Below are 25,480 nucleotides of genomic sequence, written 5' to 3' on the forward strand. Positions count from 1 at the left end.
CAGTACAAGCGGACAAGCGGACAGGGTGATAAAATTTGGTGAGAGGGAAAGTATTTAGACCTGCCGGGGAGATGGAGGAGCAGGATATGTATGGCGGATCGCGATCTTCGGGTTTGTAACCCCGATATATCGCGTGCAGATGGTGCAAAATGGGCATTATGCCGAGTCATTTGCATCGCTTGTAGGCTCACGGTTGGAACAGATGGAAAAGAGCTGGAAAGATAAGTAAAATCCGGGCGTAAAAAATCTGCTTTTTCCACTGGTTGCTTTAGGTTATTATATGTAAGTTAGAAAAAAGAACATTATCTTGAAATTTTAATAGGTGAGATTAATGGGAAAAACTGCCTTAATAGTTGATGATGAGATGGAAGTGAGGCGTTGGGTCTCCAACCTGCTGACCACACAACTTGGCTTTGCAAAAACCATGGACGCTCCAAGCGGCGAAGCCGCGGTAGACCTTATAAAATCTGGCGAAAACTTTGACCTGATCTTCAGTTCGTGGGAGATGCCCAGGATGAAAGGGGATGAGCTCCTTGGCGAACTGAGGAAAATTCCTGAATCCCAGAATACGCCGTTCATCATGATGAGCTATAAAAAGGACAAGGATTCCCTTGTGAAAGCTATTCAGGCGGGAGTCAATAACTACCTTGTAAAACCTCTCTCTGCCGGCATTTTCATGCAAAAGGTGAAAAAAACAATAAGCGACATGGAGAAGAAGGAGCTCGATTCCTTTAAAACAAAACGGAAGAATCCGGTTGATATTATTCTTGGCGATGATTTTTCCCATCCGGCCTCACTGCACAGCGTGACAAAATCAGGGTGTGTCGTTAGAGCGCCGTTGATAAAAGGGGGAGAAGTGGGGATTTACAGCCAGGTACATCTGGCAATATTCATGGATGGGATCCCTTTTAAGGTCCCTTCTGAGCTGGTAGCGCTGGAGGCGGACAGGGTGGATTCATCAACAAGGCATTTTATAATGGTCACATTCAAATTTGGCGAACACGACCTGAAAATAGACGGAAAGATCGACAGGCTGATAAACAGCTTTTCTGCGGCAAATCAAAAATAACAGATACTGAAGAGTCTCCCCGTTTCCGCTAAACCAAAAAGAATCCCCCTTTTTATTCGCTGAGCCAGTTTTAAAAAGCCTTTTTAACCCCCTTCGGCGACTTTAATTATGGTCCTTTCGATTTCAAGCCTGTTCTCTTCGGTAACAGGGCAGACGATATGGAACTTCTGTGCTCCGGCTCCCCCAAAGGTCAGGTCAAATCCGCTTCTGGTAGTGGTGGAGATCTTCATCCTGTTCCGGCCATGGGAGTTGTTGTTTATTACATCCGGGACTATCAGCGAGATGAAAGGGAGTTTTTGAAGCTGTTCAACGTATGGCAAAGCTTCCTTGAGGATATGGTGCCTGGTCTTTACCTTGTTTACCCGATATGTATGTTTTTTCAAGGCGTCAGGCGAAATCAGTGAGCCGATTTTTTCAGGTACTCCGTCACCGCTGAAAAGCCCGAAGTACGGCGGAGCATTTTTTTTCTTCTGAAAGTCGCTTCGGCATAGCCGACAAGTTTTTCAGTAAGTTTCGGGAAAGGGATACCGCTGGCTTCCCAAAGATAGAACGAGAGCGAGCCAGGGATGGAATTCAGCTCGGTCACCGTAAGCTCTCCATTACGCCCAAGGAGGAAATCAACACGGCAACAGCCGCTGCAGTCAAGCTCCCTGAAAGTGTTTTTCGCGATATCTTTTATCTTTTTCTCAGTCTCCGCAGGGATATCTGCCGGTATCGTTCTGGCTACGTTCGACATCCCTCCCTGTCCCTTTTTCCCCCCTTTGAGGTACTTCTGTTCGTAATCGAGGAATCCCTTGCTGTAAACCTCCTCGCAAACAGAGGTGATTATCTCGGTATCGTCTCCAATAACGGCGCAATTTATCTCTCTCGGCTCCTCGACACCTTCCTCAACTATTATCTTGCGGTCGTATCGGCACGCTTCATCCAGCGCAACGGAGAGAAACTCCTCGGAGTTCACGCGTGATATTCCAACGGACGAGCCGGATGACGCAGGCTTTACGAACACGGGGAATTTGAAATTCCCGATGATCTCCTGCTTTATCCTGTCATGGCTCTTCTCGATATCGGCCTTTAGGTAATAGCGGTATTTCACTATCGGGACGCCCGCGGATTGAAGGATACGCTTTTGAAGCACCTTGTCCATTCCCACGGCACTGCCCGCTATTCCAGCGCCTACGTATGGGAGGTCGGCAAGCTCCAGCAACCCTTGCAGGGAGCCGTCTTCCCCTCCAACTCCGTGGATGAGAGGAAAGGCAACATCGATATTCAGTTTTTTGTCCTGGAACTTTTGAAGAAATCCCGCGTCACCATGCCTTGCAGGGTAGGGGGGGATATACATCCTGTTGAATTTTGCGATATCGCTCTTTTTGCCGGTGAATATTTCTCCATATCTTGTTACGTCCTTCAGCCTGTCGTCGCATACCCAATCGCCGTCCTGTGTAATGTAGATCGGTATAGGATCGAACTTGGAAGTATCGAAATTTTTAAATACCTGATGGAATGTGATTATGGATATTTCGTGTTCGGTAGAAGATCCTCCGAATATCAGTCCAACGCGTTTTTTTGACATAGTGGTTAAATATACATTCTTTTACGTATTAATCAAACGGGTGGTTCAAATGATTTTATTGTCGGCGTCCAATAAGAGGTATAGAATGTGCCGATGGAACTCAAGTTTATCAGCGCAAAGGATGCCCCCAAGGCTATTGGACCTTATTCACAGGCGGTCAAGGCCGGAAATACCATTTATCTGGCAGGCCAGATCCCTCTGGACCCCGCCACGATGGAACTCGTACCGGGGGGGATAAAAGAGCAGACAAAGAGGGTTCTGGACAACCTTGAAGCTGTGCTAAAGGAGGCTGGAGCCGGTTTCGGGAACGTCGTCAGGTCTACCGTATATATGAAGGACCTTTCGATGTTTGCCGATATGAACATGGTTTATGAATCAATGTTCAAGGACCACAAGCCTGCAAGAGTTACCATCCAGGTGGCGGGATTGCCGAAAGAGGCGCTTGTCGAGATAGAGGCCGTGGCGGTAATCGGCTGATTCGAATAAATCCCTTCTTGCAGGAAAGGTTGGGCGGAGGGGAGATTACTTGTCCGGTTTTCTGAGTGTCTCCTTGTCCTGTCTGCTTTTCTGGTGCGTGGATTTCTGATGCGCAGTTTTTACCTGTTTTCCGGCATCGGGCCTGTTTGTTTTTGCCTTGCTGTCCCGGATGATGAATTTCTGGTCGATCCCGTAGAAGTAATCGGCGGAATCTATCATTATCTGTGAGCAGGTCTCAGGATAGCTCCAGACCTCGGCCTTGCACCCCCTCGATTTGATGTACCAGATAAGGGGAAGATAATCCTTGTCCCCACCGACGATGACAACTACGTCGAGTTTTTCCGCCATTGTTACGGCATCGATTATCAGCCATGCGTCGACGTTCTTTACCGGCTGCTTTATCTCGCCTCCCTGTTCATGCCAGAACTTCTTGAAATCATCGGTTATATCCTTGTGCTGAGGCTTGTAATAGATGATCCTGGTTATCTGCCGTATTCCGCCTATCGCTTCGATAAGCTTTTTATAGTCGGTACGTCCGTTGTGGATAGTGTAACCGGACATTTCAACATTCTCAGCGTCTATGAAAATGCCGATTTTCTGGTTGATAAGGAATTTCCCTACTGTCGACTGCTCTTTTTGATACGTTACCATCCGTGAATATTATCACGGCCTACGAAAATAAAACAAAAAATCACTCAAAATTTGTGTCATTTATTTTCTACCAACAAAATTTGTAGCTAGTCAGGCGACTATTGATCTTCTTCATGACTAACTGCATGATATATAAGGAGATAAGCGGAAATAAATAAACGGCACAATGATTGCTCTATAAGTAGTCAAGCGGGTAATGCCGCTAAAGTTCGGATGGCGGGGTTCCGTCCGTTAAAAAGCCCTGAACGCCTCCAACGTTTAGAACGGGTACGGAATTTCCGAAAAAGTTTATCCCCAATAAACGCCCCCCGCCCCGAACTTTGTTTTCACTTCCAGATTCCCGGTATCTATGTTGTCTTGCGGTATCCGCCTTCGCCGTCGCGCACAAACTTTGAAAACCCTTTATCCTTGAGATTGGAGTTGGAAAGGTGATTTTTCCCATGTGAGAAGGGGGAGAGGATTCGAATTACCCGATCTTGGCATACGGGGCAGAAATCAAGAGGTTTTTCAGCTAGAGTAATGAATTCAAATGGATCCCTGCATTTTGTAGTTTTATCGACATGTTTATATTCAAATATCGGCATCTTTTTACCTTTCAGGCTGTATTCTATATGTATTAATTTGGAAAAAATTAAAAAAGATCATTTTTTAGCTAAACTTTTACAAATTTGTGCCGAAAGGACTATTAGGATAGTTTTTTTTAAAGAGGACAGGTGTTATGCAAGTAGATATTAAGAGGCCGGGAACAGGAAGTATTAAACCTCCATCACAGAGCAGCGGTATAAATCCTGGAAAGGCGGCGGGGCGATTGAAATCGATGGCTTCCAATGTGCTCAGGAGCTCGAAGCAGGTCGAATCGCACGTTGCGCAGGAGACGCAGAAGAATGTTCAGGCCGGCAAAAATCCGAAAACTATAAAAGGCGGTATTGATCTAAAGGCTTAGTCCTTTCCGCCCGTTTCAGGATTTTTGCACGCTACGAATCGCGGATGCCGTGCGCGCATCCCCAAGACAGGAAGAGAGGCTTGCTCCCTACGCCCCCCCCAAAAAAATATGGGAGGGATCTAACCCCAGAAAATAAGGCCCGGTATGTAAGGTGTGACCATATTCTTGTGATAGGGGAGTATCCTTATGGCGAAACCGTGAAGCCCCGCGCTGTCGCAAGGTATCGGCCCTTTGAAATGGTAGCTCCCTTTCTCGATTTCCAGGAAGCTCTTGTAAAGCGCCAACAGGCATGGGGGACGTATCGGCTCCATGATCCCTCTGGCGCTTGAAGTGCGCGCTCACGACATGTTTTTAGGCTGTATTCCGAAAAAATCCAATTGCATATTTTAATTACAATTTTATGAAAATAAACTCATATTTACAGGTAATTAAATAAATACAAAGCTCTCCATCGTAATAAAAATATGCCGTTTTATTTATTTTGTTTGCTACCAGAAATAGGTATATTAATATAATATCGTGCCTATATTAATACAGATGTAATGCGTAGTTAATTTATGTGTGACATTTGAGCTAATCAGTTCATTTTAATTTGGGGGTATTTTATGGCGCAAAGAAAGGTTTCCGTTCTCTTCTCTTCACTCAGGACATTACTGCTCTTTTTTTCTCTTATCCCGTTATTAACGGCTTGTCCAGCCCCTACGGGAGAACCTGTACTGACATCATTGGTCATATCGGGTGATTCAGCGATAAATGAAAACAGCAGTGCCACATATACGGCCATGGCGGAGTATGATGACGGCAGTTCCAAGGTTGTCAACGCGTACTGGTCGGAGGACAGCTCAGACGCTTCCGTGGATACCAGCGGAAAGGTAACAACAACAGAGGTGTCGGCTGACACACTTTTCACCTTGAGGGCCGAATTTGATACAAAGACCGCTACCAAGGCGATTACCATTAAGGATGTATTAAATACGACTGACACCACCACTGACACCACGACTGACACCACGACTGACACCACGACTGACACGACCACTGACACGACCACTGACACGACCACTGACACGACCACTGACACAGGTACTGGCACCGCCATTCCTTCTGTGACATCGGTTACAATAAACGATGGGGTCGCTTCGACAATTTCGGCTACCGTTAATGTGTCTATAGATGCTACGGATGACGTTGGTGTTACAGGCTACTTCCTCTCTGAATCAGCCACAACACCGGCGCTTGCCGATTTCATAGACGCTACATCCGCGGCAACTTTTAACGTCTCGACAACATTTACGCTTAGCGCGACATTTGGCACAAAGACGATTTATGTATGGGTAAGAGATGCGGCGGGGAATATTTCAGCTTCTGCTTCCGATTCCATAGGCCTTAATAAATTCTATTCAGATACATCTATTTCCATCCCTGATTATGACAACGTCAACTGGAATCCCGGTGTTGCGACATCGACGATCAATATATCTGGAGCAACGTTTGTTACCAATGTAAGGGTAGGCGTCGATATCTCCCATGTCGATGATCAGGACTTGGAAATAAATTTGATAAGCCCTTCGGGTCGTAGGGTAACTCTTTTCAATTACAGCCCATGGGAAAACCAGGCCACAAACCCTGGCAATAATTTGACCTCGGCTGTTTTCGATGACTTTGCGAGCCAGGAAATCTTAAAGTCAACGGGGCCTTTCAGCGGATCGTATCGACCCGTCGGCTACCTCGCGTCATTAGTTGGTGAAAGCATTAATGGGAACTGGCAGCTGGAGGTAAATGATTGGGGAGTAGATAACATCGGAACCATAAACGGCTGGAGCCTGGAGTTTGAAACCGCCGCCACCGCGACTGTTCCGGTTCCTCCTGCTCCATTTATTTCTTGGAGGTTTTTAGAAAGTCAAGGTACGCCTTCCATGTACTGGCATCAGCTAAATAACAGCCTGGAAACCGTAACGACAAATATATATATCGGCACTGCTCCTGGCGTTACTCCGGTTCCGACAAGTACGCCCGATATTTTAAAAATGGCGCCTGATTATAGCGGGGCCAATTGGTTCAGTCATACCTTCGCCGCCAGCGCTACGACATATTACTATGTGCTGACTTTTGAAACTGCCGCTGGTGAGAGCCTCCCGTCCGAAGAGTTCCAAATTACAACACCGGATTCAGGGTTAGGAACGCAAACACTGTTGACAAGCGATTACGCGGGTACCGGCGCGATCACCGGCTGGCTCGGTACAGGAACCTGGGGTACTACCAGCTCGACGGTAAACGCAGGTTCGACATCGTTTACCGATAGCCCGGCAGGGAACTACGCGCCTAATACTAATTACTTCCTGACATCCACAACAGGCGTTGATATTTCAGGTTATACAAATCCGGTACTCTCCTTTGCCCACAAATATGATTTTGGTATTTGGACAAACGACACTGGATTTGTAGAAATTTCTACTGATGCCGGCGTAACGTGGAACCAGTTGGCAGCCTATAACTCCTATGACGGATCGGTGACAGCATGGACGCCAGAAGCGCTTTCGTTGGCATCTTATGCAGGTGCCCCTTCACTCAGGGTACGATTCAGGTTGTTTATTATGGATAACGGCGTTGCAAACACCTTTGATGGCTGGTATCTGGACGATATCGCGATCATAGACGTTCCTCCTTCTGGCGTCTATAACTCAACTGGGGCAGTGGCAATTTCAGATAATTCAACTGTGACTTCCACAATAACTGTTGCGGATACCGGGACAGTTGCCAGTGTCAAGGTATATGTGAATATAACTCATACATGGTCATCTGATATGACAATTGTTCTTATAAGTCCTAGTGGAACCAGTCTAATACTGGCTGATGGGCTGGGGTCGATTGATTCTTTTGTCGATACGATCTTTGATGATTCCGCAACCTTGGACATCAATACCGCAGGTGATCCGTATACAGGCTCGCATAGAGCGGCTTCAATGCTTTCAAACTTAAACGGAGAAACCATAAATGGAACATGGACTCTTGAAGTGACAGATAGCGTGAACGGTGATGTAGGTACAATAAACAGCTGGTATGTCGAGATTGTTCCTGCTCCTTGACGAGTAATTCAAATGTCAGTCGCCATCGGCCCGATTCTGGGCCGATGGTGACGTTTAATCCGCCAGATTTTTGATTTTGCAAAACTCCCCCTAATTCTGTTTGGGGGAGTTCCTTTGGTTTGCACAGCAGTTTGGGGTAGCCACAACCAAAAGCAACCCCCTTTTAAGGCTTTTGCGAAGGAAGTGAGCGTAGAGGAGCCGGGATTATACAGACCTTTGTGCTTTTCCGCTTCTAAACCGGTTTCCTTGCGGTTACATCCCCCCTGGGTAAATTTCGCCCCATGTTTGGAGCGTCGAGCGGTTTTTCCGGGAGGGATACAAGAGAATGGGAGAGATATCTGACGGTGCAGTCCGGTTTTTTTGATTATAGCGGTGCTGGAAACCACCCCCGGAGGTACAATGACGGGGATGAGAATAGAGGCTCGCCCCCCCCCAAATATGGGAGGGATCTAACCCCAGAAAATAAGGCCCGGTATGTAAGGTGTGACCATATTCTTGTGATAGGGGAGTATTCTTATGGCGAAACCGTGAAGCCCCGCGCTGTCGCAAGGTATCGACCCTTTGAAATGGTAGCTCCCTTTCTCGATTTCCCCTTCACACGTCATCGCGATCGATTTACCTTCGTTTATCTCGCCGTTGCTGTCCAGATTGCCGTAATAGCACTCTACGACGATATCGTCCGGGGTCAGGTCCCCCAGCCTTACCTTTACCTCGACCGGCTTCAGGTTGCCGACAGCTGGGTGGAGGAAACTGTCCTCCTTTATCTCCAATATCTTTATGTGAGGCCAGCCGTTTTTCAGCTTGTGCTTCCAGGCCGCGAGCGATTTTATTATTTCGGGCTGCTGTTCGACCTGTTCATGCCAGCGTCTGCCGAGATCGAGGTAGAACTTCTCGGTGTACTCCCTTACCATCCTGTTGGTATTGAAGATCGGGATGAGGTTCATCATGGCGCTCTTCATCTTCCCTATCCACCCTCTCGGGAGCCCGTCCGTGCCCCTTGTGTAGAAGAGGGGGATGATGTCCTTCTCAAGAATTTCATAGAGGTTTCTCCCCTCGATAGAATCCTGGATCGCTTCATCCTTGTACTCCTCGCCGGCGCCTATTGCCCATCCGTTTTCATGGGAGTAGATTTCGTCCCACCATCCGTCGAGAACGGAGAGATTGAGGACGCCGTTTGCGGCGGCTTTCATTCCGCTGGTACCGCTCGCCTCAAGGGGGCGCCGCGGGTTGTTCAGCCAGATGTCGCACCCCTGAACCATATAGCGGGCGATGTCGATATCGTAATTTTCAAGAAAGATGATCTTTCGAAGGAACCCCATCTCCCTGGCTGTATGGACTATCTTCTTGATGAAGTTCTTTCCCTCGGTATCGGCGGGGTGGGCCTTTCCGGCGAATATTATCTGTACGGGCCTCTCCTTGTTCTCAAGGATCTTCTCGAGCCTTTTGAGATCGCTTAGGATCAGCGTTCCCCTCTTGTATGTGGCAAATCTCCGGCCAAATCCGATGGTAAGCGCCTCGGGATTAAGCGATTCCTCCGCCTGTTGCATTTCGGAATCGGACGCCCCCCGCTTCTTCAGCTGTTCGAGGAGCCTTTTGCGCGAAAAGGCCACGAGACGCTCCCTGCGCCTTTCGTGCATGCGCCAGAGTTCCGCGTCCGGAATGGCGGCGATTTTTTTCCATATGGTGTCGTCTCCCGGTTTGGTTATCCATTTGGTGCCGAGATAGCGTTCGTAGAGGTTTTTCAGCTCCTCGGATACCCATGTGCGTATATGTATTCCGTTGGTGATCGAGCGGATAGGAACATGGCTCACCGGAAGGCCGGGCCAAATGTTGTGCCACATCTGCCTGGATATCTTGCCATGGAGTTTCGAAACTCCGTTATTGCCGGCAGAGAGCCTGAGGGCAAGCACCGTCATGCCGAACGGTTCGTTATGGTCTTCGGGATTGATCCTCCCCAGGGTGAGGAGCCTGTCGACATCAAGCCGGGTCTCCCTTAAAAGCGGCTCCATGTATCTTTTGAGCATGCTCTTTTCAAACAGCTCGTTGCCTGCGGGAACCGGCGTATGGGTTGTGAAAACGGTTGAAACCCTGCACGCCTCCTTTGCTTCAAAGAAGTCGAATCCGTGCTTTTTCATCAGGTGAGCGATACGCTCGACCCCCAAAAAGGCGGAATGCCCCTCGTTCATGTGGAATACCGTCGGATTCAGCCCCAGAGCCTCGAATATCTTTATCCCGCCAATGCCGAGGAGTATCTCCTGCTGTATCCGCATCTCCCTGTCTCCGCCGTAGAGCTGGGATGTTATCTGCCTGTCCTCTGGGGAGTTCTCCTGAATGTTCGTATCGAGGAGATAAAGGGGAATTCTGCCGACTTCCGCCTTCCAGATATGCGCATATACGTTTCTTCCAGGGAACGGTATTTCGACCTTTACTGGTATTCTATCCTTCTCCTCCCTTTTAAGCGGAAGAAGGTAGAGGCTGTTTTCGGGATATTTTTCCTGCTGCCACCCGTCGGGATTGAGGTACTGCGTAAAGTAGCCGTGCGAGTATGCCAAACCGATCCCGACAAGCGGAAGGCCGAGATCGCTTGCCGATTTCAGATGGTCCCCGGCCAGCACTCCAAGGCCGCCGGAGTATATCGGCAGGCATTCATCTATTCCGAATTCAAGCGAGAAATAGGCGATCTTTGTATCCTTGCTCCATTTCTGCAAGTGCTTCTCCTTGAACCATGTATCCGCTTTGAGATATTCCTCCAGGCTTATCAAAACCGTCTCAAGATGGGTAAGGAATCCGTCGTCCTCGGCAAGTTCGCGCAATCTCTCCTGGGTTGCGGTGCCGAGTACCTTGACCGGATTGTGGTTGCAGGAATCCCAAAGGTCGGAATCAATCCTGCGAAGAAGGTTTACCGCGTCATGGTTCCAGGTCCACCAGAGGTTATATGCGATATCTTCAAGCGGTTTTAGCTTTTCCGGCAGTGAAGGTTCAACTATAAATTTTCTGTACTCAGGCATAATTGCCCCCTGTTTTTACCTGTTCGTAACCGCGTATATGATCAATCCGCAAAAAGTTAACCCTCATCACGTTCATTTTAACGTGTTGTGAGGATTTTCTAAATCATTATTATGCCGGATTTGAAAAGTAAACCTTGGATATAAAGGGAATTCTCCCCCCCTTCAAAAAAGGGGGGACTCGCTAAATCGGAATCGGAACGGAGATGTAGAGCGAGCTTCCGGGGTTCAAAGCGAGATAATCGCGTTTGAATATTCCCTGTAATGATGCAGCACTTTGTCCGCATAGTAATACTTTATCCTTTTTCTCCTCTTCAGGTCTTTGCTTATGGAAGCGGGCCCACGGTTGTATGCCTCAAGGGCCAATCGGACGTTCCCGAACTGCTGAAGAAGTTTTGAAAGATAATATGTCCCAAGCGCGATATTTTTCCTGCTGTCGTACAGGTTGCCTTCGTGATAATAGGCGACATTGGCTTTGTCGGCCACATAGCTGGCGGTAGGGGGGAGAAGCTGCATCAGACCTACGGCCCCCTTGTGCGAAACAGCAAATCGCTGAAAATTGCTCTCGGTCCTGATTACTGCAAGTATCAAAACAGGATCAATATTGTGCTCCTCGCTCTTGGCGAGAATGAGCCTGGCCAGTTTTTCAGGATTATGGTAGAGATTGCCGTCGGATTCCTTTAGGAGCGCCTCAACCTTGGCGCAAAATTCCGCCCTTAGCATCCAGTCGTTGTATTCCACCTTGAGACTTTTCAATTCTGCAATAAGGCCAGGCTTGGCATCTGCACTCTCCTGCTGTTTAAAATCCTCCACTGTGCGCAAATATCCAAACCCGAGAAGAAATGGTATCGAAATAATTATGTAAAAAAAGCCTTTTATCCTCATCCTTTTCTCCTGTTTTTCCGTAGAGTACAGTATAGTTTGCGCTTGCCATTTATGGCTGGCAGAGTGGAGAGAGCCAAAATTTTAGTTCTGCATAGTCTCCACTTACGATACCGTGCTCAATTTAAAAGTTTGTTAAGCCGTATTTTGTTAGTAATTATATATATAATGTATTTAAAAGAGAAGTATTTTATTAAAAAAATAAATTCAGATAACACCAATAAATACAGCGTGATAGACTTGGGCTGGGTTGTGAAATATGTGTTATAATGTACCAGTAGGAGGAGAAAGACCAAATATGTATGTCTTTCTATTGCCAATTATGTGTATTTGCATAACCATATTTGGAGTGAAATCTGGATATGTAGGTTTCCAAGGTAAAAAAAGATGATAGTTTCCTGCCCAAACTGCGAAAGCAGGTACGATATCGAGCCTGGCGGAATTCCGCAAGGGGGGACATACGCGCATTGCACCAATTGCGAAAACATTTTCTTCCTGAAAAAACGTAAAAAGGGTGAAAAACCTCGCGCCGCCGCCGTCGGAGCCGGCTCCGCATTGTCGGAAAGGGATACCGGCGAGATGAGGATTGCTGAAGATAACGGATTTAATCCAGATACCGACTCATTCCCGACCGGAGAAGAGGAGACGGCGCAGGAGCCGGAATCGCTCTTTGATGAGATGTTGAATGAAGGTTTCGACGAAGGCCAGCCTCCGGGCGAACCTATGGAGGAGACATTCGCAAGTCAACAGAACGGTGTTCAGACATTTTCAATCGAGGATGAGAACGGAGGTGTTGAAGAGAGCATCGCCGACGCGGTAGAAGAGGATATTGACGAGTTTTCTGACGGCACATCCGAGGTGTTGGAGCTTGAAGCGCCAAATCTCCTGATGGATGAATCTCTAGCAGAGATTGAAGAGGCCGATTTCGAGAGGGATTCTGAGGACCATATTCTTAATTTCGAAGATGAGGAAAGCGATGAGCCCCAGACGGTAGAAAATGAGATCAGCGACATTCTTCAGTCGGCAGGTCTGTTCGGCAATGGTGAGGCCGAGCCTATCAAGGCGGAGAGAGGGTTTTCCAGCATGGAAGAGGCGGGCGGGAGCGAATCCGAAGCGGATATCTTTGATGAAGTTAAATCCGAGATGGATATGTTTGAAGAGGTGAAATCTGAAATCGAAAAAACCGCGCCCCCCGAGACAATGACTGCCGACCTGGCGGAAGAGAGCGAGGTAGGGAGGATATTTGATGACATAAAGAGCGGAGCCGTTTCAGACGACAGCGGATCTCCTTCAAGCGAAACCGAATTCCAGGACGAAATAGACAAGCTGTTTGCGATGGCGGATGGGGAGGGAGACGCGTCAACGCAGGCAGTCGGAAGAGGGGTGATCGATTCAATACTGGATGATTCCAGTTTTGATACAGAGGAGCATGAAGGGGACGCAATCAACGGCAATGGCGGGTACAACAATCCGTTTGAAGAGTCGCTCCTTGGAACAGATTCCGATCCGGTGCATGACGAGGTTGATGATATCTTTTCAAGCGGGGGATTGTTCGATGATGAATCTACAGGAGCGAATGCAAAGGAGCGGGGGCTCAAGGAGGGGACAGCGTCAGTACCAATGTCCGTGCAGGATGAGATAGATGAGCTTTTTGAACGTAACCAGGAAAAGGGACAGACCTACATCATGCCTGAAAGCGCGGTTGAGGATGTGCTTGCACAGGCGGATCAAAGTTCCAAATCCGGCTTTGACGATGTCGACATCGACGCTATATTTGCCGAATCGAGCCAGCAGGAGTTTTCACATGGCACAGAGCCGACTGATACGGAGATAGTAAATCTGGAATATACGCCCTTGCCTGGAGAGTCCTCCCCAATGGATGAATTTGCTGGCGAGGATATTGAATCCCTCTTTTCGGAAGAAAGCGAAGTTCCAGGCAAAAAAGACTCATTGGCGGAAGTTGATTCAGAAAAAACGGAATATGGCGGAGGTGGCGTGGAGCTCTCCCTGCAGGATGAAATAAACTCTATCTTGTCAGATTCATCTTCGGATTCGGATTCGCCGCTTGAATCGCCCGAGGCGCTTAGCGAACTGGATACGATAATATTTGAAAGTACAAAGAGAGGTGATTCTGCAAAAGGGCAGTCTGATGTTGATTCACTTTTCGATGTGTCAAAAGAGAATGACAAGCCCGAGCCAGCGCCAGCAGAGTTACCCACATCTTCCGGTTCCGGCGCTCAATTCAACATAGACGCCATATTTGCCGAGGCGGCCGGCGGCGGGTCTACAGGCTCGGCAGAGCCGGAGGCTTCAAAAGGTGTTTCATCAGGCGAAGAGATAGACATAGACGCGATATTTGCCGAGGTTAAAGGTGGCGGGTCTACAGGCTCGGCAGAGCCGGAGGCTTCAAAAGGTGTTTCATCAGGCGAAGAGATAGACATAGACGCAATATTTGCCGAGGTTAAAGGTGGCGGGTCTACAGTCTCGGCAGAGCCTGAGGCATCAAAAGACGTTTCGTCAGACGAAGAGATAGACATAGACGCAATATTTGCCGAGGTTAAAGGTGGCGGGTCTACAGTCTCGGCAGAGCCTGAGGCATCAAAAGATGTTTCATCAGATGAAGAGATAGATATAGACGCAATATTTGCCGAGGTTAAAGGTGGCGGGTCGACAGGCTCGGCAGAGCCTGAGGCATCAAAAGACGTTTCGTCAGATGAAGAGATAGACATAGACGCGATATTTGCCGAGGCTCAAGGCGGCGGGTCTACAGTCTCGGCAGAGCCGGAGGCTTCAAAAGATGTTTCGTCAGACGAAGAGATAGACATAGACGCGATATTTGCCGAGGCTCAAGGCGGCGGGTCGACAGGCTCGGCAGAGCCGGAGGCTTCAAAAGATGTTTCGTCAGACGAAGAGATAGACATAGACGCGATATTTGCCGAGGCGACAGAAGGTATAGACGCAGAGCTGACAGATTCAGATACTTCCTCCAGCGTAGATCAAGGGGGACAGGCTGATATTGATGCCTTCTTTGCCGAGACAACCGGTGAAAAGAATGTAATTCCTGTTGTTGCGGATAAGGAAATTGACGTTAACCTGGGGGGACAGAACGATATAGACGCTATGTTTGCCGAGGCGGCAGGGGGGGAGACCGCTACGGTATCTGAGGCCCCTTCCGGCGACGACCTCGGCGGTCAGGATGATATTGATTCGATGTTTGCCGAAGCGGCAGGCGGGGAAACTGCTACGGTATCTGAGGCCCCTTCCGGCGACGACCTCGGCGGTCAGGATGATATTGATTCGATGTTTGCCGAGATGACAGACGGGGAACCCCCCGCGGTATCTGAGGCCCCTTCCGGCGACGACCTCGGCGGTCAGGATGATATTGATTCGATGTTTGCCGAGATGACAGACGGGGAAACCCCCGCGGTATCTGAGGCCCCTTCCGGCGACGACCTCGGCGGTCAGGATGATATTGATTCGATGTTTGCCGAGATGACAGACGGGGAACCCCCCGCGGTATCCGAGACCACATCAAGCGACGACCTTGGTGGAGATAACGATATAGACGCTATGTTTGCCGAGGCGGCAGGGGGGGAGACCGCTACGGTATCCGAGACCCCATCAAGCGACGACCTCGGCGGAGATAACAATTTAGATTCATTATTTGGCGAATCAGCCGATAACACGGAGAAGGGGGAATTGGCCTCTGGAGGTGACTCTATGAATGAAGGTATTGATGTTTCATCTGACGATGATTTGGACGCTCTTTTCGATGGAGATGCCTCGGAACCTACAGATATTTCCACTCCTGCAGAGCCGAGTTCCGCAGAGGGGACATCAAAGCAGGAAGAGGATGGGGCTGTAATAAGTCAGGATGATCTGGACGCCTTGTTTTCAGAAGAGGGTGGAGGGGACCCTGGTTCCATGGCAACTGCAGATAGTGCCGCTGATGGAGGGGAAACTGACAGCTCCGAAGTAGATTTCGGGATATCCGGCGATAAGGATCTTGATTCGCTGTTCGATGCTGAAGCCGAGACGGCAATAATAGGAGACGAGCCTTCCTTTGACGCCACCCCTGCTGAAAGCGCGGGCGGAAGCAGCGAAGGGGGGATTGACACTTCAATGCTTGAGAGCGTTTCGGAATCGAATGAGCCTGATCATGAACTTGAGGAGACAAGCGTAGTCGAAACCCAGAGCGTGGATGGTGAGCAGAAAGTAGGAAAACTCGCCAAAGCAGTGCTGGGGGAGGAGGACGAGTTGGATTTTGACGAGCCGGCAGAAAAGAAAAAATTTGGCCTCATAGGGAAATTGGCAAAAGTTGCCATGGCTGCCATGCTCCTTGTAGCAGTCGGGCTTGGAACAGTAACCTACACAAAAAACCAGAATCCGCTGGCGGTAATTGAGCAGGTAAAATCAAAAGGCTTCGGAGGCCTGGGGATAGGTATGTCTGAGATCCTTTCGTTCAAAGGTTCCGCCGATGTCGAAGAGATGGAGAAAAAGAGAGAAGAGGGGAAGGAAAGCGCTTCTTCAAAAGTGGATGAATCGAAATCAGACGATCAGGTCGCTGAAGGTACCGGAGAAGCTGCAGGTGATGGAGGCGGCGACACAAGTGGGGATGGCACAAGTGTTGTGGAACAGAAAGAGTTGACCGGCGTGGTACCTGTACCTGAAAGAGGTGGAACGGTGGTAGCCGACAAGACTCCGTCGCCGGAATCGTCTCTGCCGCCTTTGGAAGAGGACGCGATAGAGACAGCCGCATTGGAGCCCGCTCCGGTAAAAGCGGCCGTAACAAAAGCGATACCACCCCCGGGCGAGCGCGGAGAGGAATTTCAGTCGGAAGTCTATGAGAGAAACACGGAGCTGAAGATAGGGGTAATCGTTCCGGTAGACTTCAACGCCGAAGCCGTGAAGGTTATGACTGCTGATGTTCTGATCACGTTCCAGAACACGTCTGAATACGATATGGCCGACACGAAAAGATATCTGTACGAGATGGCGGTAGAAGAAGAGATCGAGAAATTTTTCCTTGATAAGTTTTATGAAGATACTCTGTATGTTCAGGACAAAATCATTGCCCAGCTTAATACTAAATTTAAAAAACGGCCCGAGATGGGGAAAATTGCCGAAATAGATATCGAAAACTTCAAGCTGAAATGACGTATCGGCGCGCCCAAACCTGAATATTTCTCTTTTGCAAAGTTTTCATTTTCTTTTTTTTGTCTCCTTGTTTTATCCTTTCCGAGATGAGAATATCTATACATGGCAAAAATATTGATCGTTGATGACGACCCGAATATAGCCCTTCTCCTTGAGATGACGCTTCAGAAAAAAGCCGAGTATTCCATCGAAAAGGTGACAGACGGGCAGAAGGCGCTTGAGCGTATAAATGAAACGAAGCCGGATCTTATCCTTCTTGACATCATGATGCCGGGAATTGACGGGTATGAAGTATGCCGAAGGCTGAAGATGTCAAACGATACCAAGTATATCTCGGTCATTATCCTTTCGGCGAAGAGGGATATCCAGGACAAGATCAAGGGTATGGATATCGGGGCGGACGACTATATTGTCAAGCCTTTCAATCCCGACGAGCTTCTTACACGGGTTCAGGTGCAGTTGCGGATTCGAAAGCTGGAATCGGAAATAGTGGATAAAAAGCAGCTTGAAACGGTCCTTGCGATGTCCGTTACCCTTCAGCATGAGATCAACAATCCCCTGGCAGGGATACTGGGGAACGCTGATCTTTTAAAGGAGTGGAAGAATCTCAGCGACGAAGAGGTGGACGAATCGATCCAGGCGATCGTGAAACAGTCTGCAAGAATAAGGGACATCGTACATAAGATGTCCACGGCGACAAAGGTGGTTGAATCCACCTATCTCGGCGATACCAAGATGATAGATATTACAAGGCTTAATCCGTAGTATTAGAGCCTTTTCAATTTAATCAGGGAGTGGGGATTGCTACTTCAGCAGTTCCGCAACGACATGCTCCATCGCGTCAAATCCTTTAGCAGCGTCCCTTACTGCACGGATCGTCCCGAGCCTGTCGGCAACATAGAATGTCGCGTATGAAGCGTGACGGAATTTTTTTCGTTCAGTATTATCAATATCCGCGAAGGCGTAAAATCCGTCAGGCGTATCGCTGAAATTTATGGAGCCATATTTCTTTCTCTGTTCGTCCGACGCTGGAACCTCTATGGCGAGAGTTACAAGCCCCGATAGATGGTACTTCTTCTGAAGCTTGTAGGACCACGAAAGCATCTCTCTGCTTATTTCGACGTCACCTTTTGCGAAAAACAGGAGAATGACCTTCCCCTCCGTGTCGTCCATTGAGAGGGGAGCGGTAAGCCATTGGTTGGATATGATCTCCGGCAAAGGCTCTCCTTCCATAAGCCGGGACTGGAAAACGTTGAACTTGACCGCGATTATGAAAAACCCAACGAGCAGAAAAGATCCGATGAAGATATTGCGGCTTGTCCTTTGTATGTTCTTAAGTGCGGGTTCCATTTCTATCCGGTAAAATGCGCGGCGTTTCGCAATTCTATGCGGTGAGCAAAAATCCTATTGCCCCATCCGCCGGGAGGCATCAGAGTGTCGGCGTCTTGGCGGAAATGGAAGGGTCGCGAAGTTTCTCATAGGCCGATGCGGCTGTAAAGAGGGCAGGTTCGCCCCAATGGTTTGCCAACATCTGAACTCCCAAAGGTCTGCCGTTTTTGGATGAGAATCCGGCCGGTATAGTAATTCCCGGTATGCCGGCGAGGTTTGCGCTTACAGTGAAGATGTCGCTGAGGTACATCTCAAGCGGGTCGCTTGTTTTTTCACCGATATTGAAAGCAGGGGAAGGGGTCGTGGGGGTTAGGATGATGTCGCATTTGCCGAATGCCTTTGTGAAATCCTCCGTAATGAGCGTCCTTACCTTTTGCGCCTTGATGTAATAGGCGTCGTAATATCCGCTGGAGAGCGCATATGTTCCTACCATTATCCTTCGCTTCACTTCGGTGCCGAAGCCTTCAGTGCGGGAATTGATATACATTTCGGCAAGGTTCTCGCCGTTTTTGCTTCTGTACCCGTATTTCACGCCGTCGTATCGCGAGAGGTTGGAGCTTGCTTCCGCAGGGGCGATAACATAATAGACAGGTATGGCGTATTCAGTATGAGGGAGCGATATCTCCTCAATCCGCGCCCCTTCGCTCTCAAGCCTGGAGGCGGCCCCCTTCACGGCGGCGAGCGCTTCCGCATCGGTTCCTTCAATCAGGTACTCCTTTGGAATCCCTATCACCATCCCTTTAACACCCTTGTTCAGGCTTTCCGAATAGTCCGGGACCGGGAGGTTGACCGAGGTGGAGTCCATCGGGTCGAATCCGGCGATGGCCTGCAGGATAGTGGCCGAATCTTCAACGGTGTGAGACATAGGGCCGATCTGGTCCAGAGATGAAGCGAAAGCGACAAGGCCGAACCTGGAGACCCTTCCATATGTAGGCTTTAATCCGACAATTCCGCAAAGGGCGGCGGGCTGGCGTATGGAACCTCCGGTGTCGGAACCGAGAGAGCCGGGGCAGAATCCGGCGGCAACAGCCGCGGCTGAACCGCCGCTGGAACCGCCCGGCACCGCCTTCAAATCCCACGGATTTTTACACACTCCGAAATGCGATGTTTCGTTTGATGAACCCATGGCGAATTCGTCCATATTGGTCTTCCCAAGAAATACGGCTCCCGCCTGCTCGAGCTGTTTTATGACGAAAGCCGAGTATGGGGAGCGGAAGTTTTCGAGGATCTTCGAAGCGCAGGTAGTTACGACCCCTTCGATGTTTATGAGGTCTTTTATGGCAAGCGGAACACCGAGTAAAGGGCCTTTCTCGCCGGCGGCAATCCTTTTATCAGCCTCCTCCGCGTTTTTAAGGGCTATTTCCCTTCCAACGGTAATAAACGAGTTGATATCCCTGTCATGTTTTTCGATCCTGCCAAGGTATGCCTCGGTTATTTCCCGGGAGGTGATTTCGCGCTTTCCGAGTTTCTCCGAAAGCGACCGGATTGTCTGGTAGAAAATGTCAGCCATCAAGCAATCCCACTATTCAATTATGCGGGGGACGGAAAAATAATTCCTGTCCTTTGCGGGGGCGTTGTCCAGGGTCAGTTCGGTTTTGAAATTATTTGTATGTTCGTCCGCCCTGAACACGTTTTCCGACTGAAGCGCGTGGCTTGTGGGGGGGACGTTGCCGGTATCGAGCTTTTTCAGCATGTCGATATGCCCAAGTATCTGGGCGAGCGTCCCTGTCATTTTTTCCAGCTCGGCGTCATCGAACCTCAGGTTTGCAAGGGTCGCTACTTTCCTCACCTCATCGCCTGTCAATTTGGCCATTGTCATCTGTGGGACGCTCTCTTGGACCGCCATCGTTTCTTTCTTTTTTTCTTCTTGGTCGAGCTTGCCATTTGTCCTCCTGTTACAGTTTTTGGTAAACGGGTATCCCGTTAGCGTTGACAAGTTTAAAGTTTTTCGAAACATTGTGCAACGTTTCCGAGTGTCCCGTAAAAAAATAGCTGTTATCCCCCATTATTTTCGATATTCCATCAACGACCTTTCTTTTGGTTTCAATGCCGAAGTAGATAAGGATGTTGGCGCAGAATACGACGTCGAAGTTATCATATCCCTGAGGGTATTTGGGATTGAGCAGGTTGATCCTGTCGAACCGAACTTTGGGGAGTTTCTCCTTTTTCAGCTTGTACCAATCGGTGTGATTTTCGAAGAAATTCTCCCTGTATTCCGGCGGCATGTTTCGAAGGGAGTGTTTTGAGTAGTTTCCGGCTTCGGCCATTGCCAGAACTTCCGTATTTATATCGCTTGCGTACAGTTCAAGGGATATCCCTTTTGGGATTGCGTTTTTACGCGCAAGTATCATCGCGATGGTATATATCTCTTCACCGGAGGAGCTTGCGGCGCTCCATATCTTTACCTTGTTATTGCCGGATGTTTTTTTTACACGCAATATTTCTGGCAAAAGTATGTTTACAAGGGCGTCTATCTGCGCGACGTTTCTGAAGAACGACGTTTCATTCGTGGTTACGGCGTTTATGAAGTGTTCGATCTCGGTTTTACTACTCTTTGGGCCGTCAATAAGGGGAAGGTATTCTGTGAAACTCGAAAGTCTCAGGTCGTAAAGCCTCTCCTGAAGCCGGGCTTCAAACAGGTATTTTTTAGCGGAATCATAAAGGATGCCGCATTCCCGGTTGATGACTTTTGACATCACCGCAAGCTCTTCGTCCGTGAGTTTGATCATTTCTCCCCGATTATCACTCCTGGGTATTCCCAGACTTATTTTAAATATATCCCTCCATTATCCTCCCGGCAAATCTGGAAAACCATCGGTAAAATAAAATATTTTCAGCATCCTCCTTCAGTCTCCACGCATTATTCAGGGATGTATGGGGAAAAATAAATCAATTGAAACATTGACTGAAAACAAATGACAGGTAAAATGAAGGAATGTTTGAAAAAACCATTGAAAGGCTGGAAGAAGAGCTGATGAAGCTGAACTACCAGTTTACGGTCGAAATACCGAAAGAGCTCAATACCGCGGTTGCGCTTGGGGACCTGAGCGAAAACGCCGAGTATCACGCGGCAAAGGAAAAAAAACGGAACTGCGAGAGAAGACTGTCGATGATAAAGGGGCGCATCCGGGATCTTAAAAAGCTCGACATCTCCAAAATTTCAAAAAGCGGGGTAGGGCTCGGAAGCATAGTAACCCTCGAGGACCTCGATTCCGGCGAGGAGAAGATCTACGAACTGGCCGTGGCGGACGACGTGGACGCGGAGAACGGCAAGATTTCCATCATGGCACCGGTAGGGAAGGCTCTCCTTGGGAAACAGGTTGACGACGAGGTGGTAATAAACATCCCAGCCGGCAAAAAGGAGTATGTGGTCACAAAGCTAGTCACCATTCACGACCGTTCGGATCTGTAGTATCCCCTGGGCAGTTTCGGAATCACCACCCCGGTAAATCCATACACGCTTTGCTGTTTAGTTAAAAATGAGGATCCCGCTCCTCTCCTGGCGAAATGCCGTCAGAATAGGTGAAATAACCGCTGAAAAAGCCCCGAAAAAGATTCTGCGAAACTTACATCCGGCTGGGGCGTGCCAGTTTTTTATAAAGAAGCTCTATACCGGTTCCGTCAATTACCGATCATTTCCCTGGCGTGTTGGCGGGCGGTTTCGGTGACCTCTTTTCCTGCCTGCATACGCGCAAGCTCTTCGACACGCTCCTCGTCGCTCAATTTCACGATGGAGACGTCCGTATCGTTGTTCTTCACCGTTTTCTTTACGACGAAGTGATGGTCCGCCTGGCGCGCTATCTGGGAGAGGTGCGTGATGCAGAATATCTGGCAACTCTTGGAGAGCTTTTTCAACTTCTCCCCGACAAGGTCAGCCGTCTTCCCTCCGATGCCGCTGTCTATCTCATCGAACACCAGTACCGGGACCGGCTGTATCTTCCCGATGGCGGTTTTGAGAGCGAGCATGATGCGGGATACTTCTCCCCCGGAAGCGATCTTCACTAGCGGCCTTGGCTCCTGCCCTTCATTGGTGGATATAAGGAACTGGAAACTACCGAAACCGTGGTGGAACATCCTGGCCGGTTTTCCATCGAGAGTATAACCTTCGCCTCCATCCGATTCCGGAAGCAATACTTCCACGGCAAAGCGGGCGGAGCCCATGTTGAGACCCGCCAGCTCTTCTTCGACAGTTTTCTTGAAACCGGCGATCCCTTCGATACGTTTTTTATGCAATCCCTCGGCTTTCCGACCGAGGGCAAGTTTTTGGGAGGCTATCTCCTTTTCGAGCTTTTCGGTAACGTCGCTTGCCGTGACGATCGAATCAAGTTCTTCCCTCGTTTCGTCCAGCATCTTCAGGAGTCCGGGGAGATCCGACTTGTACTTTTTTTTCAGCCTCTCAATGAGAGCTATCCTCTCTTCGACCGTTTCCAGGCGCGCCGGGTCGTCCTCCACGTCGGTCGTGCGCGAGAGTATCTCCCTTGCGCTGTCGGAGATCTGCGCGGACATATCGGAGAAGAGAGCGGAGTATTGGCTGAAGAAGGGGTCTATCCTGCCGAGTTTTTCAATATCCTTTGCAGATTCCTCCAGGCCGGAGAGGATTGACGTTTCGGAATCGTAGAGGCGGTCGAACAGTCTCTGCCCCGCCTGTCGAAGCTCTTCGGCGTTCGCGAGCACCTTTTGTTCCTTTTCCAGCTCCCCCTCCTCGTCGATATTGAGGCCCGCCTTTTCGATCTCATTCAGTTTGAATTCGAGGAGTTCTCGTCTTTCGACGGCATTCTTCTGTCGCTCGTTGTGCTCAGCGAGTTTCTCTTCCAACTCTCTTATCTGCGTGAGGAGTTTCGAAACTTCGCCCGATTCCTTTATCAATTTCAGGTAGAGATCGAGCCAGGGGAGGTGGCTGTCCTTTTTCAGCAGGGCTTGGTGCTCATGCTGTCCGTGGATATCGACCATTTTTTCCGCGCCGTTCTTGAGCGATGCGAGGGTGATGGCATTCCCGTTTACCACGATGCGGCTTTTGCCCTCTTTTTGAAGCAAACGTCTGATTATGTATTCCCCCTCTTCGGGCTCTATTCCCTGTTCCACAAAATCGGGGATAGGGGAGAGTATCGTTTCAGCGGATATCAAGGCTTCGGCAAATCCGTCCAGGTTTTTATCCTTCAGGTTGGAGTAGTCCGCTCGCTCCCCAAGGAGAAGGTTGAGCGCGGAGAGGATCATCGATTTTCCGGCGCCTGTTTCGCCAGTCAGGATGTTGAGCCCTTCGCCGAACTCCATTTCGAGGCCGGATATGAGCCCTATGTTCTTTATCTTCAGCTTTTTAAGCATTGGTTATTTCTGTTTCGGTAGCGACACGGTTCCTCCCCCCGGTTTTGGCCAGATATAGCGCCTTGTCCGCCCTCTTTACCGTTGAATTTATGTCGTCGGACTTGGAGAGTTCGCTTACGCCGACGCTGACGGTTACCGGCACCCTCTCACCTCTGACGGTGAATTCCCAATCGTATACCACTCCCCTTATTTTATCCGCTATTTGTGCCGCCTCATCAAGCGGCATGCCGTGGCAGATTACGGCGAATTCCTCCCCGCCGTACCTGCATACTGTGCATCGCTCCGTGACCGATTTTTTCATCTTGTCCGAGACGGCGACTAGAAGCTTATCCCCGATGATATGTCCGAAGGAGTCGTTGAATTTTTTAAAGTGGTCGATATCTATAAGAACAAGCGAGCATTTATTGTCGTTGGAGACGTATTTAAGCGCTTTTTCCATCGACTCGTTGAACGACCTCCGGTTAAGAAGTTTGGTGAGGGTGTCGATCCTGGCTTCGGATTGAGATTCCTCAAGTTGCTGGTTGAGATTGTGCAGAAGTTTGTTCGAATCTTCAAGTTTGTTGAGAATGTTCTGGTTCTGTTTGTGTGTTTCGGCAGTGTCTTTCAGGAGTTGCTGGAGGAGTTCCTTAAGATCGTTGAGCGATTTTGTCTTTTCCGCCTTCTTGCTGAAGTGGCTCAGATTCTCGCCGTAATCGGAGGTGGATTCGATCCCCGCTATTACTTCCTTGATGGCTTTCAAAAGGATCTCGCCGGCCTTGCTGCTCACCGCCTCCGCTGTGGAAATTTCACCCTGCACTTTTTTGGTAAGTTCTTCGTTGAGATCCCGAACGTAGAATTTTTTGTATACCCTTTCCAGGAGGTCTGGCGTGAAATGCGTTCCGGCCTTGATAAGAGTGTCGACTTCCTTCACTATCTCGTCCTTTGCCCCCTGGAAGTAATCAAAGAACAGGCGGTAGTTGTCGGGGGTCATCTTGATCTTCTTCTCAGTTAGGAAAGGAAGGAGTTTCTTTACGGTATCGCTGGTACTTGGATATTTCCTAGCCATTTGGTTTTGACGAGCCTCCCCATCCGAGTTTGCTACGCAAGGTATCAAAATGCGTCCTTCCTGGAACCTTGACAAGCCGGGTGATCTTTTCCGAGCATGAGATAGTCAGATGGTCATGTTCCTGTATATCGATGCTCTCCTGACCGTCCAGGGTGGCGATGATCGTTTCCTGCCCTTCATGCAGGTCAACCTCTATGACGAAATTGCCGGGTACAACGAGAGGGCGGTTCGAAAGCGTGTGAGGGCAGATGGGGCATATGACAAGCGCGTCGAGGGTGGGGTAGAGGATCGGACCTCCGGCGCTAAGGGCGTACGCGGTGGAGCCGGTGGGGCTTGATATAATCAGTCCATCCGCCTTGTAATCGGTAACGTATTCCTTGTTTACGGTGATGGAGAGTTCAATCATCTTGGCGATATTTTTCCTTGAGAGCACCACGTCGTTCAAAGCGACCAGGTTGATGGAATCCTTGTCGCTCTCGACGGTCACGTTCACCATTAGCCGGTTCTCGATGTCGAAATCGCCATGTTTCAGCTTTTCCAGGGCACGCTCCATTTCTTCATAGGCGACCTCGGTGATGAATCCAAGACTTCCAAGGTTTACGCCGAGTAGAGGCACTGAATGGTTGGTCGCCATCCTTGCGGAGGCAAGGAGCGTACCATCCCCTCCAAGGATAAGGAGTACGTCTACCGAATCGAGAAGTGTGGAGTGTTCCACCCCTTTTTCCTTTACGATCTTTCCGGTTGTTCTGTCGGTCAGGATCTCCACCCCGTTTTTAGCCCCCCATTCCATGACGCGGGCAATGGCCTGAGGAGCGAGCGGACTTTTCGGTTTCACGATGATACCGATGGATTTGACAGGTTTATTTTTCATGTTTTTCAATTAT

General features: G+C 49.2%; 21 protein-coding genes. 7 read left to right on the plus strand and 14 right to left on the minus strand.

The features are described from left to right. The first annotated feature begins 331 nt into the window (after positions 1–331). The gene (locus OEY64_01035; GenBank protein ID MDH5541525.1) at positions 332–1,069 is read left to right on the plus strand and encodes a response regulator; all 738 of its coding nucleotides are present in this window, start codon (positions 332–334) and stop codon (positions 1,067–1,069) included. 83 nt (positions 1,070–1,152) lie between these two features. On the opposite strand, the gene OEY64_01040 is transcribed toward OEY64_01035, so the two are convergent. Then, positions 1,153–1,452 (minus strand): hypothetical protein, encoded by a 300-nt coding sequence (locus OEY64_01040; GenBank protein ID MDH5541526.1) that lies wholly within the window; start codon positions 1,450–1,452, stop codon positions 1,153–1,155. 14 nt (positions 1,453–1,466) lie between these two features. Next, positions 1,467–2,639: a D-alanine--D-alanine ligase gene (locus OEY64_01045; GenBank protein MDH5541527.1), complete on the minus strand. Its 1,173-nt coding sequence runs from the start codon at positions 2,637–2,639 to the stop codon at positions 1,467–1,469. A 93-nt stretch (positions 2,640–2,732) separates the two neighbouring features. Between OEY64_01045 and OEY64_01050 the strand changes: the two genes are divergently transcribed. Next, entirely contained in the window at positions 2,733–3,116 is a 384-nt protein-coding gene (locus OEY64_01050; protein MDH5541528.1) for a RidA family protein, read from the plus strand. 45 nt (positions 3,117–3,161) lie between these two features. Here OEY64_01050 and OEY64_01055 read toward each other — a convergent pair whose 3' ends face one another. Beyond that, positions 3,162–3,767 carry an NYN domain-containing protein gene (locus tag OEY64_01055; GenBank protein MDH5541529.1) on the minus strand — a complete coding sequence of 202 codons (606 nt, stop codon included), beginning with the start codon at positions 3,765–3,767 and terminating at the stop codon, positions 3,162–3,164. Positions 3,768–4,114: 347 nt separating this feature from the next. Next, positions 4,115–4,351 carry a zinc ribbon domain-containing protein gene (locus tag OEY64_01060; protein MDH5541530.1) on the minus strand — a complete coding sequence of 79 codons (237 nt, stop codon included), beginning with the start codon at positions 4,349–4,351 and terminating at the stop codon, positions 4,115–4,117. Positions 4,352–4,485: 134 nt separating this feature from the next. On the opposite strand from OEY64_01060, the gene OEY64_01065 reads away from it, so the two are divergent. Continuing rightward, on the plus strand, positions 4,486–4,710 hold the full coding sequence (locus tag OEY64_01065) for a hypothetical protein (GenBank protein MDH5541531.1): 225 nt from the start codon (positions 4,486–4,488) through the stop codon (positions 4,708–4,710). 119 nt (positions 4,711–4,829) lie between these two features. Here OEY64_01065 and OEY64_01070 read toward each other — a convergent pair whose 3' ends face one another. Beyond that, positions 4,830–5,021 (minus strand): hypothetical protein, encoded by a 192-nt coding sequence (locus tag OEY64_01070; protein MDH5541532.1) that lies wholly within the window; start codon positions 5,019–5,021, stop codon positions 4,830–4,832. Between the two features lie 294 nt (positions 5,022–5,315). On the opposite strand from OEY64_01070, the gene OEY64_01075 reads away from it, so the two are divergent. Continuing rightward, positions 5,316–7,796: a proprotein convertase P-domain-containing protein gene (locus tag OEY64_01075; protein ID MDH5541533.1), complete on the plus strand. Its 2,481-nt coding sequence runs from the start codon at positions 5,316–5,318 to the stop codon at positions 7,794–7,796. A gap of 449 nt (positions 7,797–8,245) precedes the next feature. On the opposite strand, the gene glgP is transcribed toward OEY64_01075, so the two are convergent. Together glgP and OEY64_01085 are read right to left on the minus strand one after the other, a co-directional pair. Further along, positions 8,246–10,804: an alpha-glucan family phosphorylase gene (gene glgP / locus OEY64_01080; GenBank protein MDH5541534.1), complete on the minus strand. Its 2,559-nt coding sequence runs from the start codon at positions 10,802–10,804 to the stop codon at positions 8,246–8,248. A 225-nt stretch (positions 10,805–11,029) separates the two neighbouring features. Continuing rightward, positions 11,030–11,686 (minus strand): lytic transglycosylase domain-containing protein, encoded by a 657-nt coding sequence (locus tag OEY64_01085; protein ID MDH5541535.1) that lies wholly within the window; start codon positions 11,684–11,686, stop codon positions 11,030–11,032. A gap of 384 nt (positions 11,687–12,070) precedes the next feature. Here OEY64_01085 and OEY64_01090 point away from each other — a divergent pair, with 384 nt between their 5' ends. Beyond that, a complete protein-coding gene (locus OEY64_01090) occupies positions 12,071–16,840 on the plus strand; it encodes a zinc-ribbon domain-containing protein (GenBank protein MDH5541536.1) in 4,770 nt (1,589 codons plus the stop codon). Positions 16,841–16,942: 102 nt separating this feature from the next. After that, the gene (locus tag OEY64_01095) at positions 16,943–17,605 is read left to right on the plus strand and encodes a response regulator (GenBank protein ID MDH5541537.1); all 663 of its coding nucleotides are present in this window, start codon (positions 16,943–16,945) and stop codon (positions 17,603–17,605) included. Positions 17,606–17,644: 39 nt separating this feature from the next. Here OEY64_01095 and OEY64_01100 read toward each other — a convergent pair whose 3' ends face one another. The 4 genes from OEY64_01100 to OEY64_01115 form a co-directional block, all read right to left on the minus strand. Continuing rightward, a complete protein-coding gene (locus OEY64_01100; protein MDH5541538.1) occupies positions 17,645–18,190 on the minus strand; it encodes a hypothetical protein in 546 nt (181 codons plus the stop codon). Between the two features lie 79 nt (positions 18,191–18,269). Next, complete coding sequence (gene gatA, locus OEY64_01105) at positions 18,270–19,739, minus strand: Asp-tRNA(Asn)/Glu-tRNA(Gln) amidotransferase subunit GatA (GenBank protein MDH5541539.1); 1,470 nt, start codon at positions 19,737–19,739, stop codon at positions 18,270–18,272. Positions 19,740–19,751: 12 nt separating this feature from the next. After that, the gene (gatC, locus tag OEY64_01110; GenBank protein ID MDH5541540.1) at positions 19,752–20,048 is read right to left on the minus strand and encodes an Asp-tRNA(Asn)/Glu-tRNA(Gln) amidotransferase subunit GatC; all 297 of its coding nucleotides are present in this window, start codon (positions 20,046–20,048) and stop codon (positions 19,752–19,754) included. Positions 20,049–20,124: 76 nt separating this feature from the next. Further along, entirely contained in the window at positions 20,125–20,958 is an 834-nt protein-coding gene (locus OEY64_01115) for a protein-glutamate O-methyltransferase CheR (GenBank protein MDH5541541.1), read from the minus strand. A gap of 206 nt (positions 20,959–21,164) precedes the next feature. On the opposite strand from OEY64_01115, the gene OEY64_01120 reads away from it, so the two are divergent. Continuing rightward, positions 21,165–21,641, plus strand: coding sequence for a GreA/GreB family elongation factor (locus OEY64_01120; protein ID MDH5541542.1), 477 nt, complete (start codon positions 21,165–21,167; stop codon positions 21,639–21,641). A gap of 209 nt (positions 21,642–21,850) precedes the next feature. On the opposite strand, the gene recN is transcribed toward OEY64_01120, so the two are convergent. Genes recN through OEY64_01135 form a run of 3 tightly spaced genes read right to left on the minus strand, consistent with a single transcriptional unit; the run spans position 21,851 to position 25,467 of the window. Beyond that, the gene (gene recN, locus OEY64_01125; GenBank protein MDH5541543.1) at positions 21,851–23,551 is read right to left on the minus strand and encodes a DNA repair protein RecN; all 1,701 of its coding nucleotides are present in this window, start codon (positions 23,549–23,551) and stop codon (positions 21,851–21,853) included. Continuing rightward, positions 23,544–24,596 (minus strand): GGDEF domain-containing protein, encoded by a 1,053-nt coding sequence (locus OEY64_01130; GenBank protein ID MDH5541544.1) that lies wholly within the window; start codon positions 24,594–24,596, stop codon positions 23,544–23,546. The genes recN and OEY64_01130 overlap by 8 nt, the downstream gene beginning before the upstream one ends. Continuing rightward, entirely contained in the window at positions 24,589–25,467 is an 879-nt protein-coding gene (locus tag OEY64_01135; protein MDH5541545.1) for an NAD(+)/NADH kinase, read from the minus strand. Before OEY64_01135 ends, OEY64_01130 begins: the two co-directional genes overlap by 8 nt. Between the last annotated feature and the right edge of the window lie 13 nt (positions 25,468–25,480).

The organism is Nitrospinota bacterium, from assembly GCA_029881495.1.
Lineage (GTDB): Bacteria > Nitrospinota_A > UBA7883 > JACRGQ01 > JACRGQ01 > JAOUMJ01.

Bases quoted from the DNA above. Each gene is read 5' to 3' on its own strand.
- OEY64_01035 (MDH5541525.1), top strand. From the start codon at position 332: ATGGGAAAAACTGCCTTAATAGTTGATGATGAGATGGAAGTGAGGCGT.
- OEY64_01045 (MDH5541527.1), bottom strand. From the start codon at position 2,639: ATGTCAAAAAAACGCGTTGGACTGATATTCGGAGGATCTTCTACCGAA.
- OEY64_01050 (MDH5541528.1), top strand. From the start codon at position 2,733: ATGGAACTCAAGTTTATCAGCGCAAAGGATGCCCCCAAGGCTATTGGA.
- OEY64_01055 (MDH5541529.1), bottom strand. From the start codon at position 3,767: ATGGTAACGTATCAAAAAGAGCAGTCGACAGTAGGGAAATTCCTTATC.
- OEY64_01060 (MDH5541530.1), bottom strand. From the start codon at position 4,351: ATGCCGATATTTGAATATAAACATGTCGATAAAACTACAAAATGCAGG.
- OEY64_01065 (MDH5541531.1), top strand. From the start codon at position 4,486: ATGCAAGTAGATATTAAGAGGCCGGGAACAGGAAGTATTAAACCTCCA.
- OEY64_01070 (MDH5541532.1), bottom strand. From the start codon at position 5,021: ATGGAGCCGATACGTCCCCCATGCCTGTTGGCGCTTTACAAGAGCTTC.
- OEY64_01075 (MDH5541533.1), top strand. From the start codon at position 5,316: ATGGCGCAAAGAAAGGTTTCCGTTCTCTTCTCTTCACTCAGGACATTA.
- glgP (MDH5541534.1), bottom strand. From the start codon at position 10,804: ATGCCTGAGTACAGAAAATTTATAGTTGAACCTTCACTGCCGGAAAAG.
- OEY64_01085 (MDH5541535.1), bottom strand. From the start codon at position 11,686: ATGAGGATAAAAGGCTTTTTTTACATAATTATTTCGATACCATTTCTT.
- OEY64_01090 (MDH5541536.1), top strand. From the start codon at position 12,071: ATGATAGTTTCCTGCCCAAACTGCGAAAGCAGGTACGATATCGAGCCT.
- OEY64_01095 (MDH5541537.1), top strand. From the start codon at position 16,943: ATGGCAAAAATATTGATCGTTGATGACGACCCGAATATAGCCCTTCTC.
- OEY64_01100 (MDH5541538.1), bottom strand. From the start codon at position 18,190: ATGGAACCCGCACTTAAGAACATACAAAGGACAAGCCGCAATATCTTC.
- gatA (MDH5541539.1), bottom strand. From the start codon at position 19,739: ATGGCTGACATTTTCTACCAGACAATCCGGTCGCTTTCGGAGAAACTC.
- gatC (MDH5541540.1), bottom strand. From the start codon at position 20,048: ATGACAATGGCCAAATTGACAGGCGATGAGGTGAGGAAAGTAGCGACC.
- OEY64_01115 (MDH5541541.1), bottom strand. From the start codon at position 20,958: ATGATCAAACTCACGGACGAAGAGCTTGCGGTGATGTCAAAAGTCATC.
- OEY64_01120 (MDH5541542.1), top strand. From the start codon at position 21,165: ATGTTTGAAAAAACCATTGAAAGGCTGGAAGAAGAGCTGATGAAGCTG.
- recN (MDH5541543.1), bottom strand. From the start codon at position 23,551: ATGCTTAAAAAGCTGAAGATAAAGAACATAGGGCTCATATCCGGCCTC.
- OEY64_01130 (MDH5541544.1), bottom strand. From the start codon at position 24,596: ATGGCTAGGAAATATCCAAGTACCAGCGATACCGTAAAGAAACTCCTT.
- OEY64_01135 (MDH5541545.1), bottom strand. From the start codon at position 25,467: ATGAAAAATAAACCTGTCAAATCCATCGGTATCATCGTGAAACCGAAA.